The organism is Streptomyces sp. NRRL F-5650, assembly GCF_000721365.1.
GTDB lineage: Bacteria > Actinomycetota > Actinomycetes > Streptomycetales > Streptomycetaceae > Streptomyces > Streptomyces ardesiacus.
Genome location: NZ_JOGV01000075.1, coordinates 1 through 18,708 on the forward strand (window position 1 = coordinate 1; position 18,708 = coordinate 18,708).

The following is an 18,708-nucleotide window of genomic DNA, read 5'->3' on the forward strand; positions in this document are numbered from 1 at the left end:
GGAGCTGGGTCCCTCCGGACCGCTGACCGCGATGGTGGAGGAGGTGCTCGACCACACCGGCACCGAAGCCGTCTGCGTCGCGGCCCTGCACCCCGGACGCGCCGAAAAGAGCACGCTGCTGCACGCCCTGGCGGCCGTCCACACCGCCGGCACCCCGGTCGACTGGACCGCCGCGCTCGCCGGCACCGGCGCCCGCACGGTGGACCTGCCCACCTACGCCTTCCAGCGCCGCCGCTACTGGCCCCGGCCGGGCGGCGCGCCGCGCGACCTGGCGGCCGCAGGGCTGGCGGCGGCAGGGCACCCGCTGCTCACCACCTGGCTCCCCTCCCCCGGGGGCGAGGACGTGCTGTGCACCGGCAGGATCTCCCTGGCGACCCATCCCTGGCTGGCCGACCACACGGTGCTGGGCAGCGTCCTCGTCCCCGGCACCGCCTTCGTGGACCTCGTCGGCTGGGCCGGCGAGCGGGTCGGGTGCGGCAGGCTGCGCGAACTCACCCTCGCCACGCCGCTGGCGCTCGACGAGGACACCGCCGTACGCCTGCGCCTGGTCCTCGGGGCGCCCGACACCGCCGGATGCCGCCCGGTCGCCGTGTACGCGCAGCCAGACACCGCCGACGAGACCGTCGACGGGACGGGCTGGACCCGGCACGCCGAGGGCCTGCTCGCACCGTCGGGCGAACCCGGTGCCGACGCGCCCCTCGCCGACCTGCGTACCTGGCCGGTGGCGGGCGCCGAGCCCGTCTCCCTGGACGGGTTCTACACCCACCTCGCCGACGCGGGCTTCGCCTACGGGCCCGTCTTCCGAGGGCTGCGGGCCGCCTGGCGGCGCGGCGACGAGGTCTTCGCCGAGGTCGGCCTGCCCGCCGACGACACCGGCGGCGGCTTCGGCGTCCACCCCGCCCTGCTCGACGCGGCCCTGCACGCCCTGGGACCGGCCGCCCGCGACACGGACGAACCCGGCTCGGCCCGGCTGCCGTTCTCCTGGGGCGAGGTACAGGTGCACGCGGTCGGCGCCACCCTGCTGCGGGTCCGGCTGGTCCGCGCCGAGGACGGCACCGTCACCCTGCACGGGGCGGACACCGCCGGCCGACCGGTGGTCACCGTCGGCTCGCTGGTCCTGCGCCCGCTCTCGCCGGGGAAACTGCGGGGCACCGCACCGGCCCCGGACGACGCGCTGTTCACCACCCGCTGGGTACCGCTGGCCGGCACCGATGCCACCGGCGGGCCCAACGACGGTCCGGACCCTGCCGGTTCACCCGCCGCCGGCTGCGTCCTGCTCGGGGGAGACCCGCTGGACGTACCCGCCCCCTGGCGCCACCACCCCGACCTGGACGCCTACGCCGATGCCCTCGCCGAAGGCAAGGCGGAGCCGGGCATCGTCCTGGCCCGCTGCCCGAGGGACGACGCGGCCGGGGACGATCCGGCCGAGGCGGCCCGGCGCTGCGCCGAGTGGGCGCTCGGCCTGCTCCAGCGCTGGCTGGACGACGACCGGCTGACCGACAGCCACCTGGTGATCGGCACCCGACGGGCGGTCACCACCGGAGCCGACGGGGAGGACGCCGCACCGGCGGACCCGGCCGGGCTCACCCAGGCCACGGTGCTCGGTCTGGTCCGCTCGGCCCAGACCGAACACCCCGGCCGCATCACCCTCGCCGACCTCGACGCCGCCGCCCCCGACCCCGCACACCTCGCCCTGGCCCTGCGCCTGTCCGAACCCGAGGTGGCCGTACGGTCGGGCCGGGTCCACGCGCGCCGGCTCACCCGCCCGGACACGGGACGGGCCCTGACCGTGCCGCCCCCGCCCGGCACCTGGCGGCTGGACAGCACCGGCCGCGGCAGCCTGGACAACCTGGCGCTCCTGCCCTGCCCGCCGGCCGGCGAACCGCTCGGCGAGGGCATGGTGCGGATCGCCGTACGCGCCGCCGGAATGAACTTCCGGGACGTCCTGATCGCCCTGGACATGTACCCGGGCGAGGCCGACCTCGGCACCGAGTGCGCAGGCGTCGTCGTCGAGACCGGGCCCGGCGTCACCGGACTGGCCCCCGGTGACCGGGTGATGGGCATGGTGGCCCGGTCCTTCGCGCCCACCGCCGTCACCGACCGGCGTCACCTGGCCCGGATACCGGAGGGCTGGTCCTACGAGACGGCCGCCGCCGTCCCGGTCGCCTTCCTGACCGCCTACTACGGTCTGGTCGACCTGGCGGGGCTCCGCGCCGGCGAGTCGGTACTCGTGCACGCCGCCGCCGGCGGGGTCGGCACGGCCGCCGTGCAACTGGCCCGGCACCTGGGCGCCGAGGTGTACGGCACCGCCGGCGAGCCCAAGTGGGACGCGCTGCTCGACGCCGGACTGGACCGTGCGCACATCGCCTCCTCACGGACGACGGACTTCGCCGACATGTTCCTGGAGACCAGCGGCGGCGCGGGTGTCGACGTCGTACTGAACGCGCTCGCGGGCGAGTTCGTCGACGCCTCGCTGCGGGTCATGCCAGGCGGCGGCCGCTTCGTCGAGATGGGCAAGACCGACCTGCGCGACCCCGAACGCGTCGCGGCCGAACACCCCGGCGTCCGCTACCGGCCGTTCGACCTGGGCGAGGCCGGACCCGACCGCATCGCGGAGATCCTCGGTCACCTCGTCGAACTCTTCGCCGCCGGTCACCTCGCCCCGCCGCCGGTGACCACCTGGGACGTCCGGGACGCGCCCGCCGCCTTCCGCGCCCTCAGTCAGGCCGCCATAGTCGGCAAGGCCGTACTGACCGTCCCCGCCCTCTCCTTCGCGGCCGACGAGACCGTACTGATCACCGGCGGCACCGGCACCCTGGGCACCCTGCTCGCCCGGCACCTCGTGGCCGGGCACGGGCTGCGCCACGTCTGCCTGGCCGGCCGCCGCGGCACCGAGACCGAGGAGATACGCCGGCTGCGCGCGGACGTGACCCCGCTCGGGGCGCGCGTCGACGTGGTCGCCTGCGACGCCGGGGACGAGGGCGCCCTGCGCGGTGCGCTGGACGCCCTCACGGCGCGGCACCGCCTGGCCGGCGTCGTCCACGCGGCCGGCGTCACCGACGACGGAGTCGTGTCCGCCCTGGACAGCGGGCGGCTGTCGGCCGTACTGCGGCCCAAGACACACGGGGGGTGGCACCTGCACCGTCTCACCGAGCACCTCGCGCCCCGGATGTTCGTTCTGTTCTCCTCCGCCTCGGCCACCCTGGGCGCCGCCGGACAGGGCAACTACGCCGCCGCCAACGCCTTCCTCGACGCGCTCGCCGAACACCGGCACGCCCGGGGGCTGCCCGCCACCAGCCTCGCCTGGGGACTGTGGGAGCAGACCAGCGGCATGACCGGACGGCTCACGGACCGCGACCGGCAGCGCATGAGCCGGTCCGGCGTCGCACCGCTCGATTCCGCACAGGGACTCGCGCTGTTCGACGCCGCGCGCCTCACCGGCCTGCCCACGCTCACCCCGGCCCGCCTGGACCTGGCGGGACTGCGCGCCCGGTACACGCACGAACCGCTGCCCGCGCTGCTGCGCGAGCTGGTCCACGTCCGCCCGGCCGCCGCCGTCCCGGCCGCGGCCGGCGGCCCGGAACCCGCCGGTGCCGCGCCGCTGGCCGAGCGCCTGGCGGGACTGTCCGCGGCGGAACGGCAGCAGCACGTCCTGGACCTGGTGCGCCGGCACACCGCGGCCGTCCTGGGCCATGGTTCGGCCGACGAGATCGACCCCGGGCAGGCGTTCAAGGCACTCGGCTTCGACTCGCTCACCGCGGTCGAGCTGCGCAACCACCTGCGGACGGCGACCGCCCTGCCCGTGCCCGCCACCCTCGTCTTCGACCACCCCACCCCGGCCGCGCTCGCCGAGCACCTGCTGGGCCTGGCCGCGCCGCCCGAGCAGGACCCGGTCGAGCGCATCCTGGGCGAACTCGACCGCCTGGAGGCAGGCGTGGAGGCGCTGGCCCCCGGCGACCCGGACCACCACGAGGAGGTCGCCGGTCGGCTGCGGCGCATTCTCCGGCACCTGGAGACGACCGCGGCGGCCTCGGCGGCCGACCCGCAGGAAGACTCCCTCGACACCGCCTCGGCGGCGGAAGTCCTGGCCTTCATCGACAGCGAATTCGGCGATCTCGCCTAGCTTACGTACGGAGTTGATCGCAGTGGTCAGTGACGAGAAGCTCGTCGACTACCTCAAGCGGGTCACCGCGGACCTCAAGCGGACCCGGCAGCGGGTCCACGAGCTGGAGTCGGGCGGCACCGAACCGGTGGCCGTGGTGGCGATGGGCTGCCGGTTCCCCGGCGGCATCGCCGGACCGGACGACCTGTGGGAGTTCGTGCGCCTGGGCGGAGACGCCGTCTCGGAGTTCCCCACCGACCGCGGCTGGCCCGCCGACCGGTCGGCCGGGACCTACCGGCGGGCCGGCGGATTCCTGCACGACGCGGGCGACTTCGACGCCGGACTGTTCGGGATCTCGCCGCGCGAGGCGCTGGCCATGGACCCGCAGCAACGGCTGCTGCTGGAGACCGCGTGGGAGACCCTGGAGCGGGCCGGGATCGACCCGACCTCCGTCCGCGGCGACGACGGCGGCGTGTTCATCGGCATGGCCGACCAGCGCTACGGGCCGCGCGACGAGGAACGGCTCGAAGAGGTCCGGGGACTCGTCCTGACCGGCACCACCAGCAGCGTCGCCTCCGGCCGCATCGCCTACTCCTTCGGCCTGCGCGGACCCGCGATCACCATCGACACGGCCTGCTCGTCGTCGCTGGTCGCCCTGCACCTCGCGATGCGCTCCCTGCGTGCCGGGGAGTGCTCCTTCGCCCTGGTCGGCGGCGCCGCCGTGATGGCGGAGCCCACACTCTTCGCCGAGATGGCCGAGCAGGGCGGCATGGCGGGCGACGGCCGCTGCAAGTCCTTCGCCGCCGACGCCGACGGCACCGGGTGGGGCGAGGGCGTCGGCATGCTGCTGCTCCTGCCGCTGTCCGCCGCCCGCGAACGGGGCCTGCCCGTCCTGGCCACCGTGCGCGGCACCGCGGTCAACCAGGACGGCGCCTCCAACGGGCTGTCCGCCCCCAACGGCCCCGCCCAGCGCCGCGTCATCCGCAAGGCGCTCGACGACGCCGGTCTCGGCGTCGGCCAGATCGATGCCGTGGAGGCGCACGGCACCGGCACCGCGCTCGGCGACCCGATCGAGGCGCAGGCCCTCCTGGCCACCTACGGCCAGGACCGGGCCGGGGACGAACCGCTGTGGCTGGGCTCGGTCAAGTCCAACATCGGGCACACCCAGGCCGCCGCCGGACTGGCCGGCGTCATCAAGATGGTGCAGGCCCTGCGGCACGGCGTGCTCCCGCGCACCCTGCACGCGGACGAACCGACCCCGCAGGTCGACTGGTCGGCGGGCGCCGTACGGCTGCTGACCGAGGAACGGCCGTGGCCGGACACGGGACGGCCGCGCCGGGCGGCGGTGTCGTCCTTCGGGATCAGCGGAACCAACGCGCACGTCGTCCTCGAACTGCCCGCCGACGCCACCGACCCCACCGGTACCGCTGCCGACCCCACCGGTACCGACGCCGACGCCGCTGCCGACGCCGACGCCGACGCCGCTGCCGACGCCACCGACGCCACCGGCACCGCCGGTGAGCCGGGCCGGGACCGGTCCCCGGTGCCCGCCGGGCCGGCCGCTGTGCCGGTCCCCTGGCTGGTGTCGGCGGCCGGTGCCGAGGCCCTGCGCGCCCAGGCCCGCCGCCTGCACCGGTTCGCCGAAGCGCCCGGCGCTCCCGGCCTCCTCGACACCGCCCTGTCCCTCTCGGCGGCCCGGGCGCGCCTCGACCACCGCGCCGTCGTCCTCGGCACGGACCGCGACGCACTGCTGGCGGAGCTGGAGGCCCTGGCCCGGGGCGAGAAGACCCCCCGCACCGTGCGCGGCCGCACCGCGCCGAGCGGCGCCCTCGCCTTCCTGTTCACCGGCCAGGGCGCGCAGCGCACCGGCATGGGCCGGGAGCTGTACGCCACGTTCCCGGCCTACGCCGCCGCGTTCGACGCGGTCTGCGCGGAGCTGGACGGACGGCTGCCGCGCCCCCTGAAGTCCGTGCTCTTCGCCGAGCCGGGCACCCCCGAGGCCGCGCTGATCGACCAGACGCTGTACGGCCAGACCGCGGTCTTCGCCCTCGAAGTCGCGCTGTTCCGGCTCCTGGACGCGTGGGGCGTGCGCCCGGGGGTGCTGCTGGGGCACTCCGTGGGCGAACTCGCGGCGGCCCACGTCGCGGGCGTCTGGACACTTCCGGACGCCTGCCACGTGGTCGCGGCACGGGCCGGGCTGATGCAGGAACTCCCCGCCGGCGGGGCGATGCTGTCGGTGGCGGCCGGAGAGGAACGGATCGCCGACGTGCTCGGCGACCCGGCCGGGGCGGACGTGGACGTGGCCGCGGTCAACGGGCCCGCCGCGACGGTGCTGTCCGGGCCCGAGGAAGCGGTCGAGGCCGCCGCCGGGCAACTGGCCGAGGCCGGGCTGCGCACCAAGCGGCTGCGGGTGAGCCATGCCTTCCACTCCGCGCTGATGGAGCCCATGCTCGACCGGTTCGAACGGGAGATCTCCACGGTGACCTTCCGGCAGCCGGAGTTGCCGGTGGTCTCCAACCTCACGGGCGAGCGGGCCGAGCCGGACCAACTGACCTCCCCCGCCTACTGGGTGCGCCAGGTCCGCGGCACCGTCCGCTTCGCGCGGGGCGTCGGCCGGCTCGCCGACCACGGCGTCACCGCCTGCCTCGAACTGGGCCCGGACGGGGTGCTGAGCGCCCTGGTCCGCGACTGCCTGGGCGACGACGCGCGGGGCACGGCGCTGGTCTCCGCGCTGCGGCGCGACCACGAGGAACCGGCGGCGCTGCTCACGGCGCTGGCCGAACTCCACGTGCGTGGCGTCGACGTGGACTGGACCGGCATGCTGGCGGCACGCGGCGGGCGGCCCACGGCGCTGCCCACCTACCCCTTCCAGCGCGAGCGGTACTGGCTGCCCGCCACCCCGGTCGCCCCCGCGGCGCCCTCCCAGCCCGCGCAGGCGCTGCTGTACCCCGTCGGCTGGGTCCCCGCCGCCGGAGGCGACCCCGGGGCGAGGCCCGAGGGCACCTGGCTCGTCGTCGCCGGGGACGGCGCGGACGGCCTGCGCGTCGCCGAGGCGCTCGGCCCGCGCACGCTGACGGTGACGCACGGCCCCGCCGGCCCGGACGGCTCCGAGGCCCCGGACGGCCTCGGGGAACGGCTGCGCGAGGCGCTGGCGGACGCGGGCCCGCTCGGCGGGGTCCTGGCCCTGCCCGCCGGGACCGGCGCCGCGGCCGTCCAGGACCGGCTCGCCCTGCACGCGGCCCTGCGCGACCTCGGCGTACGGGCCCCGGTGTGGTGCGCGACCCGCGCGGCGGTGCCGGTCGGGGGCGAGGACGCGCCCGGCGCCGGCCAGGCCCCGCTGTGGGGTCTGGGCCGGGCCCTGGACACCGGCGGCGGGGGCACCGTGGACCTGCCGCGGAACCTGGACGCGCGTTGCCTGCGACTGCTGGCGGCGGTCCTGGCGGACCCGTCCGGCGCCGACGAACTCGCCGTACGCGCCGCCGGGGTGTTCGCCCGGCGCCTGCACCCCGTACGTCCCGCCGGGCACGCCCCGCACCGGTGGCGCGACGGCGGCACGGTCCTGGTCACCGGTGACGTCGCCGCCGCCACCGCCGGCCTGCTGCGGATGCTGGGCGGCGACGGCGAACGCCCCGTGGTGCTGGCCCGGCGGCCCGGCACCGGGGAACCGGCCGCGGCGGCCGACGCCCCCTGCGTCTCGGTGGAGTGGGACCCCGAGGGCCCGGCGCCCCGGACGCCTTCCCCGGTGACCGCCGTGGTCCACCTGGACAACATCCGGCCGTCCGCGCCGCAGGACACCGCGCCCGCGGCCGTGGCCGCCGCGGTCGCCGAACGGCTGCGCACACTCGACCGGCTGTCCCAACTGTTCGGCGCGCAGGACCTGGACGCCTTCGTTCTGCTGTCCTCGGTCGCCGGGATCTGGGGCGGCACCGACGACCTCGCGCACGCCGCCGTCCACGCGGCCCTGGAGTCCGCCGCCGAACGCCGGGCCGCCGCCGGCCTGCGCGCCACCTGCGTCGGCTGGGGCCCGTGGGCCGGCGCCGACGACGGACCCGGGGTGCCGGGACTGACGCCCATGCCACCCGGACAGGCGCTGGCGGCGCTCGGGAGCGTCCTCGACGACGGCATCACCGTGTGCGCCGTCGCCGACGTGGACTGGCCCGTGTTCCACCCGGTCCTCACCGGCCGGCGCCCCCGCCCGGTCGTCTCCGCCCTGCCCGAGGTACGGGCGCTGGCCGAGCGCGCCCCGGCCGCACCGCCGGTCCGGTCCGGTCCCGACCGGGACACCGCCGACCTCGCCCACACCCTGCGGGACCTCGTCCTGACCGAGGCGGCGGCGGTGCTCGGCCACGCCTCCCGCGACACGATCGACCCGCTGCGCCCCTTCCGCGACGCCGGGTTCGAGTCGCTGACCGCCGTGCGCTTCCGCGACCGGATCGCGGCCGAGACCGGGCTGAGCCTCTCGGCGACCCTGGTCTTCGACCACCCCACCCCGGAAGAGGTCGTGGCCCACCTGGTGGCCGAGCTGACCGGCCGGGCCCCCGGCGAGGCGGAGCAGGCCCCCGCGGCCGCCCGCCACGACGACCCGGTGGTCATCGTCGGCATGGCCTGCCGCTACCCCGGCGGCGCCGAGACCCCCGAGGGGCTGTGGGACCTCGTCCGGTCCGGCCGCGACGGCGTCGGCGACTTCCCCGCCGACCGCGGCTGGGACCTTCCGGCGCTGCGGCGGGCCGCACCGCACCTGGCGCTGCGGGCAGGATTCCTGTCCGACGCCACCGCCTTCGACGCCGCCTTCTTCGGAGTGTCGCCCCGCGAGGCGCTGGCCATGGACCCGCAGCAGCGTCTGCTGCTGGAGGCGTCCTGGCAGGCGGTGGAGGCCGCCGGAATCGACCCGGCCTCCCTGCGGGGCAGCCGCACCGGAGTGTTCGCGGGCGTCGCCGGGTCCGACTACGGCGCCGCGCTCGCCGGCGCGCCCGAGGCGGAGGGCTATCTGATGACCGGAACGGCCACCAGCGTCGTCTCCGGCCGGATCGCCTACACCCTCGGCCTGCACGGCCCGGCCCTCACCGTCGACACGGCCTGCTCCTCCTCGCTGGTGGCGCTGCACACGGCCGTCGGTGCGCTGGAGAAGGGCGAGTGCGACCTCGCCCTGGCCGGCGGTGTCGCCGTCATCTCCACGCCGGCGGCCTTCGTGGACTTCGCCAAACAGGACGGGCTCGCGGCGGACGGCCGCTGCAAGGCGTTCGGGGCCGGCGCCGACGGCACCAACTGGGCCGAGGGCGTGGGCGTCCTGCTCGTCGAGCGGCTGTCCGACGCCCGGCGCAACGGGCACCGGGTCCTCGCCGTGGTCCGCGGCAGCGCGGTCAACTCCGACGGCGCCTCGAACGGGCTCGCCGCCCCCAACGGCGGTGCCCAGCAGCGGGTCATCCGCCAGGCGCTCGCGGACGCCGGGCTGAGCGCCGCCGACGTCGACGCCCTGGAGGCGCACGGCACCGGGACGGCGCTGGGCGACCCGATCGAGGCCCAGGCGGTCCTGGCCACCTACGGCAGGGAGCGGGCCGACGGCCGGCCGCTGTGGCTGGGCTCGCTGAAGTCCAACATCGGCCACAGCGCCGCCGCCGCCGGCGTGGGCGGCATCATCAAGATGGTGCAGGCGATGCGGCACGGCATCCTGCCGCCCACCCTGCACGCCGACGAGCCCACCCCCGAGGTCGACTGGTCCTCGGGCGCCGTGGAGCTGCTCACCGAGACCCGGGAGTGGCCCGACACCGGCCGCCCGCGCCGCGCCGCCGTCTCCTCCTTCGGCGTCAGCGGCACCAACGCCCACGTCATCCTCCGCGGCCTCACCGCCGAGGAGACCGGGCACGCGCTGTTCACCACGCGCAGCGCCTTCGAGCACCGGGCCGTCGTCCTGGGCGACACCACCGGCGACTTCCGGCCGGGCCTGGACGCCCTCGCCGCCGGTGAACCGTCCGCCTCGGTGGTCGTCGGCGCACCCCGCCCGACCGGGCGCGGGCCCGTCTTCGTCTTCCCCGGCCAGGGCAGCCAGTGGGCCGGGATGGCGAGCGAACTCCTCGACACCTCGCAGGTGTTCGCCGACCGCTGGGCCCAGTGCGAGCGTGCCCTCGCGCCGTACCTCGACGTCCCCCTCACCGAGGCGCTCCACGAGGGCACCGCCCTGGAGCGGGCCGACGTCGTCCAGCCCCTGCTGTTCGCCGTGATGGTGTCCCTGGCCGAGGTGTGGCGCGCCTACGGCGTGCGTCCCGCGGCCGTGGTCGGACACTCGCAGGGGGAGATCGCCGCCGCCTGCGTGGCCGGCGCGCTGTCCCTGGACGACGCCGCGCGGGTCGTCGCCCTGCGCGCCAGGGCGCTCGGCGCGCTGGCCGGCGCCGGCGGCATGGTCTCCGTCGCCCTGCCCCGCGAGGAGGCCGAGAGCTGGCTGCCGCGCTGGGACGGACGCCTCTCGGTGGCCGCGGTCAACGGCCCCGCCTCCGTGGTGGTCTCGGGAGAGCCGGCGGACCTGGACGCGCTGATGGAGTACGCCCGCTCCCGCGACGTGCGGGTGCGCCGTATCGAGGTCGACTACGCCTCGCACTCGGCGCAGGTCGCCCGAATCGAGGACGAGGTCCTGCGGCTGCTCGAACCGGTCCGGCCGCGCGCCTCCGAGGTCCCCTTCCTCTCCACCGTCACGGCCCGGTGGCAGGACACCACCGGACTCGACGCCGCCTACTGGTACCGCAACCTGCGCGAACCCGTGCTGTTCGCCCCGGCCGTCGACGCCCTCGTCGAACAGGGGCACACCGTGTTCGTCGAGGTGAGCCCGCACCCGGTGCTCACCTCCGGCCTGCTGGAGACCGCCGAGCGGGCGGACGCCGACCTGACGGTGACCGGCACCCTGCGCCGCGGCGAGGGCGGACTGGCCCGGATGCACGCCTCCCTGGCCGAACTGTGGGTCCGCGGCACACCCGTCGACTGGACGCCCGCCTTCGGTCCGGCCCCCGCCCGGCCGGTGCCGCTGCCCACCTACGCCTTCCAGCGCAGCCGCTACTGGCCCGAGCCCCGGCCCGCCGTGTCCGACCCGGCCTACGACACCTTCTGGCGGGCCGTGGACGAGGCGGACCTGCCCGGGCTGGCCCGGACCCTCGGCGTCGGCGGCGACCAGCCGCTGCGCGAGGTGCTGCCCGCCCTGTCGGCCTGGCGGCGCAGCCGCACGGAACGGGCCGTCGTCGACGGCTGGCGCTACCGCGTGACCTGGAAGCCGCTGCCGGACGCGGCCGCCGCCGAACTGCCCGGCACCTGGCTCCTGGTGACCCCCGAGGCCGCCGCGGACGACCCGGCCGCCACCGCCGTACTGGACGCGGTGCGGCAGGCGGCGGGCGCCACCGTGACCGTCGCCGTCGGCGCCGCCGACGAACCGGCCCCCCTCGCGGCGACCCTGCGCGCGGCACTGGCCGACGCCGGCGCGGCAGACCCCGACCTGGCCGGGGTCCTCACCCTCACCGGCACCGACGTCACGCCGCACCCGGCGAGCCCGGTCGTACCGCTGGGCACGGCGCTGACCGTCACCCTCCTCCAGGCCCTGCACACGGCCGGGATCGAGGCGCCGCTGTGGTGCCTGACCCGCGGTGCCGTGGCGGCCGGCGAGGACGACGACCGGCCCGGCAGCCCCCTCCAGGCCGCGCTCTGGGCGCTGGGCCGGATCGCCGCCGTGGAGTCCCCGGACACCTGGGGCGGCCTCGTCGACCTGCCCGGCACCCTCGACGAGGCGTCCGCGGGCAGGCTGCTCGCCGTCCTCGCGGGCGGGGGCGACGAGGACCAGATCGCGGTGCGCGCCTCGGGCACGTACGGCCGCCGGCTGGTGCGGGCCCGGCCCGCCGCCACGCCCGGCGCCGGCTGGAAACCGCGCGGCACGGTGCTGGTGACGGGCGGCACCGGAGCACTCGGCGGACGCGTCGCCCGCTGGCTCGCCCGGGAGGGCGCCGAGCACCTCGTGCTCACCAGCCGCCGTGGTCCCGGCGCCCCCGGCGCCGACGACCTGGCGGCCGAACTGACCGCTCTCGGCGCCCGGGTGACCGTCACCGCCTGCGACCTCGGTGTGCCCGAGCAGGCCCGGGAACTGGTCGACCGGGTACGCGACGGCGGCGACCGGATCGGCGCCGTCATCCACACCGCGGGCGCCGGCGGGCTCGGCCCGATCCGCGAGGCGACCCTCGCCGACATGGAGCTGGCCATGGCCGGCAAGGTCGCGGGCATCGACCACCTCGAACGCGCGCTGGGCGACGAACAGCCCGACGTCGTCGTCTACTTCTCCTCCATCAGCGCGTCCTGGGGCGCCGGCGACCACGGCATCTACGCGGCGGCCAACGCCGTCCTCGACGCCCGCGCCCAGGCGCGCCACGCGGCCGGGGTGCACACCGTGTCGGTGGCCTGGGCGCCCTGGGGCGGCGGCGGCATGATCGACGACCCCGCCGTCGCCGACATGCTCAACCGCATGGGCCTGCCCCTGGTCGACCCCGACCTGGCGATCGGCGGCCTCGCCACCGTCCTCGCCGAGGGGGAGGAGTCGCTCCTCCTGGTGGACGTCGACTGGGGCCGGTTCATCCCCCAGTTCACCCTGCGCCGCCCCAGCCGGCTCTTCGACGAACTGCCCGAGGCCCGCGCCGACGAGGCCGGTGCCGGACCCGTCGCCGGTGACGACCTCTCCCCGCTCGGCCGCCGGCTGGCCGGACTGAGCGGCGCCAAACGCGCCACCGCCCTGCGCGACCTCGTACGCGAGCACGTCGCCGCCGTACTGGGCCACGCCGACCCGTCCGCCGTCGACGCCGGCCGGGCGCTGAAGGATCTGGGCTTCGACTCGCTGACGGCGGTCGAACTGCGCGACCGGCTGAGCACCGTGGCCGGCCTGCGGCTGCCAGCCACCCTCGTCTTCGACCACCCCACCATCGCCGAACTCGCCGACTTCCTGGGCCGCGGCCTGGAACCCGCGACGGAACAGCCCGCCGCCCCCGCCACCGTCGTCCGCGTGGACCAGGACGAGCCGGTCGCCGTCGTCTCCATGGCCTGCCGCTACCCCGGCGCCGTCGCCTCCGCCGAGGACCTGTGGCAGGCGGTCCTCGACGAACGCGACCTGATCACCCCCTTCCCCGACGACCGGGGCTGGCCGCTGCACCGCATCCTGAACGGCGACCCCGACACCCCCGGCACCAGCTACGTCGACCACGGCGGATTCCTGCACGACGCGGGCGACTTCGACCCCGGCTTCTTCGGCATCTCGCCGCGCGAGGCCCAGGCGATGGACCCGCAGCACCGGCTGCTGCTGACGACCTCCTGGGAAGTGCTGGAACGGGCGGGCATCGCCCCCGGCTCCCTGCGCGGCAGCCGCACCGGCGTGTACGTCGGCGTCACCGACCAGTCCTACGGCACGCGGCTGCGCGGCTCCACGGACGGCATGGAGGGCTTCCTCGTCAGCGCGGCGTCCAGCGTCGCCTCCGGCAGGATCTCCTACTCCCTGGGCCTGCAGGGACCCGCGCTCACCGTGGACACGGCCTGCTCGTCCTCGCTGGTGGCCCTGCACACCGCCGCCCAGGCCCTGCGCGGCGGCGAGTGCGACCTCGCCATCGCGGGCGGCGCCACCGTCATGCCGGACCCCACCTCCTTCGTGGCCTTCAGCCGGCAGCGCGGACTGGCCGCCAACGGCCGCTGCAAGCCGTTCGCCGCCGCCGCCGACGGCTTCTCCCTGGGCGAGGGCGCGGGCGTGCTGCTGCTGGAGCGGCTGTCCGACGCCCGCCGCCTCGGGCACCCCGTACTGGCGCTGATCCGCGGCTCCGCCGTGAACCAGGACGGCGCCTCCAACGGCATCACCGCACCCAACGGGCCCTCCCAGGAGCGGGTCATCCGGCAGGCGCTCACCAACGCCGCGCTGCCGCCGTCGGCCGTCGACGTGGTGGAGGCGCACGGCACCGGCACCAGCCTCGGCGACCCGATCGAGGCACAGGCGCTGCTGGCCACCTACGGCCAGGACCGCCCGGACGGACGGCCGCTGTGGCTGGGCTCGGTCAAGTCCAACATCGGGCACACGCAGGCCGCCGCCGGCCTGGCGGGCGTCATCAAGATGATCCAGGCCATGCGGCACGGGCTGATGCCCCGCACCCTGCACGTGGACGAGCGCAGCCCGCACGTGGACTGGAGCGCGGGCGCGGTGGAACTCCTCGTCGAGGCGCGGCCGTGGCCGCGGGGCGAGGAACCCCGCCGCGCCGGGGTCTCCGCGTTCGGTATCAGCGGCACCAACGCGCACATCGTCCTGGAGGAGGCGGACGAGCGGCCCCTCGACGACACCGGCACCGACGCCACCGGCACCGACGCCACCGGCACCGACGGCGCCGTTGAGAGCGGCGGGGTCCCGGACGTCCGCCCCGTGCCGCTGGTCCTGTCCGCCCGCACCCCGGACGCCCTGCGCGACCAGGGCGCCCGCCTGGCGGCCCTGCTGGACGACCGGGACGAGCACCGGGTCACCGACCTCGCCTTCTCGCTGGCCACCACCCGCGGCGTACTGGACCGGGCCGCGGTCCTCGTCGCCGCCGACCGGGACGAACTCGCCCGGAGCCTGGCCGACCCGGCCGCGCACGGCGCCGCCGAGGAACGTGCCGAGGGCGGCCTCGCCCTGCTGTTCACCGGGCAGGGCGCCCAGCGCACCGGCATGGGGCGCGGCCTGTACGAGGCGTTCCCCGCGTACGCCGCCGCCTTCGACGAGGTCTGCGCGGAACTCGACCGGCATCTGCCGCGCCCGCTGCGCACGGTCCTGTGGGCCGGACCCGGCACGGACGAGGCCGCGCTGCTCGACCAGACCCTCTACACCCAGACCGGCCTGTTCGCCGTCGAGGTGGCCCTGTTCCGGCTGCTGGAGCACTGGGGCGTACGGCCCGACGCGCTGCTCGGACACTCGGTGGGCGAACTGGCCGCCGCGCATGTGGCCGGTGTGTGGTCGGCCGCCGACGCGGCCCGGGTGGTCGCCGCCCGCGCCCGGTTGATGCAGGAACTGCCCGAGGACGGCGCGATGCTGTCCGTCGCCGCGGCCGAGGAGACGGTGTCCGCCCTGCTCGGCGACGCGTTCGCCAAGGTCGCCGTCGCCGCCGTCAACGGGCCCGCCGCGCTGGTGCTGTCCGGCACCGAGAAGGCCGTCACCGCCGCCGGTACCCGGCTCGCCGAGGCCGGGGTGCGCACCAAGAGGCTCACCGTCAGCCACGCCTTCCACTCCCCGCTGATGGAGCCGATGCTCGCCGCCTACGAGCGGGAACTCGCCCGGGTCTCCTTCGCCGAGCCGGCCCTGCCCGTCGTCAGCGACCTCACCGGCGAGGTGGCCGGCGCCGCACTGTGCGACCCCGCGTACTGGGTGCGGCAGGTGCGGGACACCGTGCGGTTCGCCGAGGGGGTGGGCACCCTGCTCGACGAGGGTGTGACCACCTTCCTGGAACTGGGCCCGGACGGCGTGCTGACCGCCATGGCACAGGAGACGGCGGGGGAGCGGGCCGCCGGCATCGCCGCCCAGCGCCGCGACCGCGACCAGGTGCGCACCCTGCTCACCGCGCTCGGCCGGCTCCACGTGCGCACCGGACGCGTCGACTGGGCCGCGTTCTTCGCGGGCTCCGGCGCCCGCCGGGTGGACCTGCCCACCTACGCCTTCCAGCACCGGCGCTACTGGCTCGACGCGCCGGCCGGCGGCGAGGGGGCGCTGGAGGGAGCGGGTCTCACCGGTCTCGGCCACCCCCTGCTGAAGGCCTCCGTGACCCTGCCGGGCACCGGGGAGTCCCTGTTCAGCGGCGCCCTGCCCGGCCCGGCGGACCGGCCGCCGCTGACCGAGGCCGACGTCGTCGACCTGCTGCTGTGGGCCGGCGGGAGTCTCGACTGCCACCGGATCGCCGAACTCGACGTCACCGGCCCGGTCCCGCACGCCCCCCTGGCCCCCCTGCACCTCGTGGTGGCCGCCCCCGACGAGGACGGCAGCCGCGCGTGCACCCTGCACGTGGGCCCGGCGTCCGCCCCAGGCACCCCGGCCGACTCCCCCTGGACCCCGATAGCCCACGGCACCCTCGCGGGCCCCCCTCCTCCCCGGCCGAACCCCGCAAGCCCCGGCCCGGCCTGCCCCGTGACCAACGCCGCGGACTCGGCCGCGGGCACGGCTCCCTCCTCGGGGGCGGGCGCGGGTGCGGACCCGGTCTCCGGTGCGGGCGCGGTCCCGGGTGCGGCGTCCTTCTCCGTTGCCGCTCCGGTCTCCGACCCCGCCGCCGCGGGGGTCTGGCCGCCGGCCGGTGCCGAGCCCGTGGGGAGTGACGCGGTTTGGCGCCGTGGGCAGGACCAGGTCTTCGCCGAGCTGGTGCTGGACGAGGCCGACGCCGCCGACGCCGACCGGTACGCCCTGCACCCCGAACTGCTGGCCGGCGTGCTGGACCTGATCGCCGAGCTGGCCGGCCGGCCGGTCCGCCTCACCGGAGTGACCCGGCACGCGACCGGTGCCACCGAAGTGCGCGTCCACCTGACCCGGAGCGCCCGCGACACCGTCACCGTCCTGCTGACCGACGCGGACGGCGCGCCCGTGCTCACCGTGGACCGCGTCCGGGTCGGCGAGGGCGGCCCCGCCGAGCGCCCCGGCCCCCGCACCGCGCCGGACGCCCTGTACCGGCTGACCTGGACACCGGTGGACGGCCTCGCCCCCGCGCCCGACCAGAACTGGGCCGTCGTGGGCGCCGCCGCCGACCGACTGGCCAAGGTCCTGACCGCGGAGGGCACCGAAGCGAGCGCCCACCCGGACCCGGCGTCCCTCGGCGAGGCGGCCGGCCGCGGAGACGTACCCGGCCTCGTCGTCCTGCCCGTGGACAGCGAGCTCGGCACCCCCGCCGAGTCCGCGCGCCGTACCGTGCACCGCGCCCTGGCCCTGGTCGGGGAGCTGCTCGCCGACCACCGCCTGGCCGGCGCCCGGTTCGTCGTCGTCACCAGGAACGCGGTGTCCACCGGCGACGACGGCACCGCCGTCGACCCGGCGCAGGCCGCGGTGCGGGGACTGCTGCTCTCCGCCCAGGCCGAGCATCCGGACCGGTTCGTCCTGGCCGACCTCGGCGAGCGGGAGGAGCACGCCGGCCGGTTCGCGGCGGCCGTCGGCACCGCTCTGGCCGCCGGCGAGCCGCACCTCGCGCTGCGCGACGGACGGCTGCTGCTGCCCCGGCTCGCCCGGGTCACCGACACACCGCAGCCCCCGGCCCCCGGCACCCCCGCCCCCGGCACCCCCGGACACGGCACGGTGCTGGTCACCGGCGCCACCGGCGGCATCGGCACGGAGATCGTGCGGCACCTGGCGGCCGGGCACGGCGTCCGCCGGCTGCTGCTGCTCAGCCGGAAGGGCCCGGACGACCCGCGCGCCGCCGCCCTGGCCCGGCAACTGGCCGAGTACGGCGCCGAGGCCACCTTCCGGGCCTGCGACATCTCGGACCGGGCGGCGCTGAAGGCCGTGCTGGACGCCGTACCGGCCGAGCACCCGGTGACCGCGGTCGTGCACGCCGCAGGCGTCGTGGACGACGGCGTACTCACCACCCAGAGCCCGGAACGGGTCGACACCGTCATGCGGCCCAAGGCCGAGGCCGCGCACCACCTGCACGAGCTGACCGCCCGTCTGGACCTGTCGCACTTCGTCCTGTTCTCCTCCGGCGTAGGCGTGTTCGGCGGCGCGGGCCAGGCCAACTACGCGGCGGCCAACGCCTTCCTGGACGCCCTCGCGCACCGCAGGCGCGCGGCCGGGCTCCCGGCGACCTCGCTCGCCTGGGGCCTGTGGGAGACCGAGTCCGGCATGTCCGCCCGCCTGTCCGACGTCGACCGCCGCCGGATGGCCCAGGCCGGGGTCCTGCCCCTCACCCCGGAGCAGGGACTCGCCCTGTTCGACCGGGCCTGGGCGTCCGGCGCGGCGACCCTCGTGCCGATGGGCCTGGACCCGGCCGTACTGCGCCGCAAAGCGGCCGACGGCACGCTGCCCGCCCCGTTCCGCTCACTGGTCCCCGCCCCGCTGCGCCGCGCCGCCGCCGGACCTGGCCCGGCGGCGGGACCGTCGTTCGCGCAGCGCCTGGCCGACTGCCCGCCGACCGGCCGGAAGAAGCTGCTGCTCGAGCTGATCCAACGGCAGGTGGCCGGCGTACTGGACTACACGGCCGACACCCCGCTCGACGCCCGCCGCTCCTTCCGCGAGCTGGGCTTCGACTCGCTCACCGCGGTGGAACTGCGCAACGGCCTGGTCGCCGCTACCGGCGTCCAGCTCTCCGCCGCGCTGGTCTTCGACTACCCCACGGCGCACGCGCTCGCCGACCACCTGGAGAGCAAGGTGCTGGGCGCGGTGGACGGGGCACCCCCGCCCGTGCTCACCCAGCTCGACCGTCTGGAGGCCGCGCTCGCCGCCCCGCCGCCCGAGACCGCCGACCGCGAGCAGATCGCGGCCCGGCTGCGCGCGCTCGCCGCCGCCTGGAGCACACCGCCCGACGACGCCGACGGCGGCGACGTCACCAGCAAGCTCGATTCCGCCACGGATGAAGAGCTGTTCGACTTCATCAACGCGGAACTCGGAGAGGACTGAG

The 18,708-nt window shown here is 76.8% G+C and carries 2 protein-coding genes; both read left to right on the plus strand.

From position 1 onward, the window contains the following. Window positions 1–4,123 (plus strand): SDR family NAD(P)-dependent oxidoreductase (locus IG88_RS0136355; RefSeq protein WP_037837459.1); only part of this gene is annotated, 4,123 nt, incomplete at its 5' end. A gap of 22 nt (window positions 4,124–4,145) precedes the next feature. Next, window positions 4,146–18,707, plus strand: coding sequence for a type I polyketide synthase (locus IG88_RS0136360; protein ID WP_037837461.1), 14,562 nt, complete (start codon window positions 4,146–4,148; stop codon window positions 18,705–18,707). Window position 18,708 lies beyond the last annotated feature (1 nt).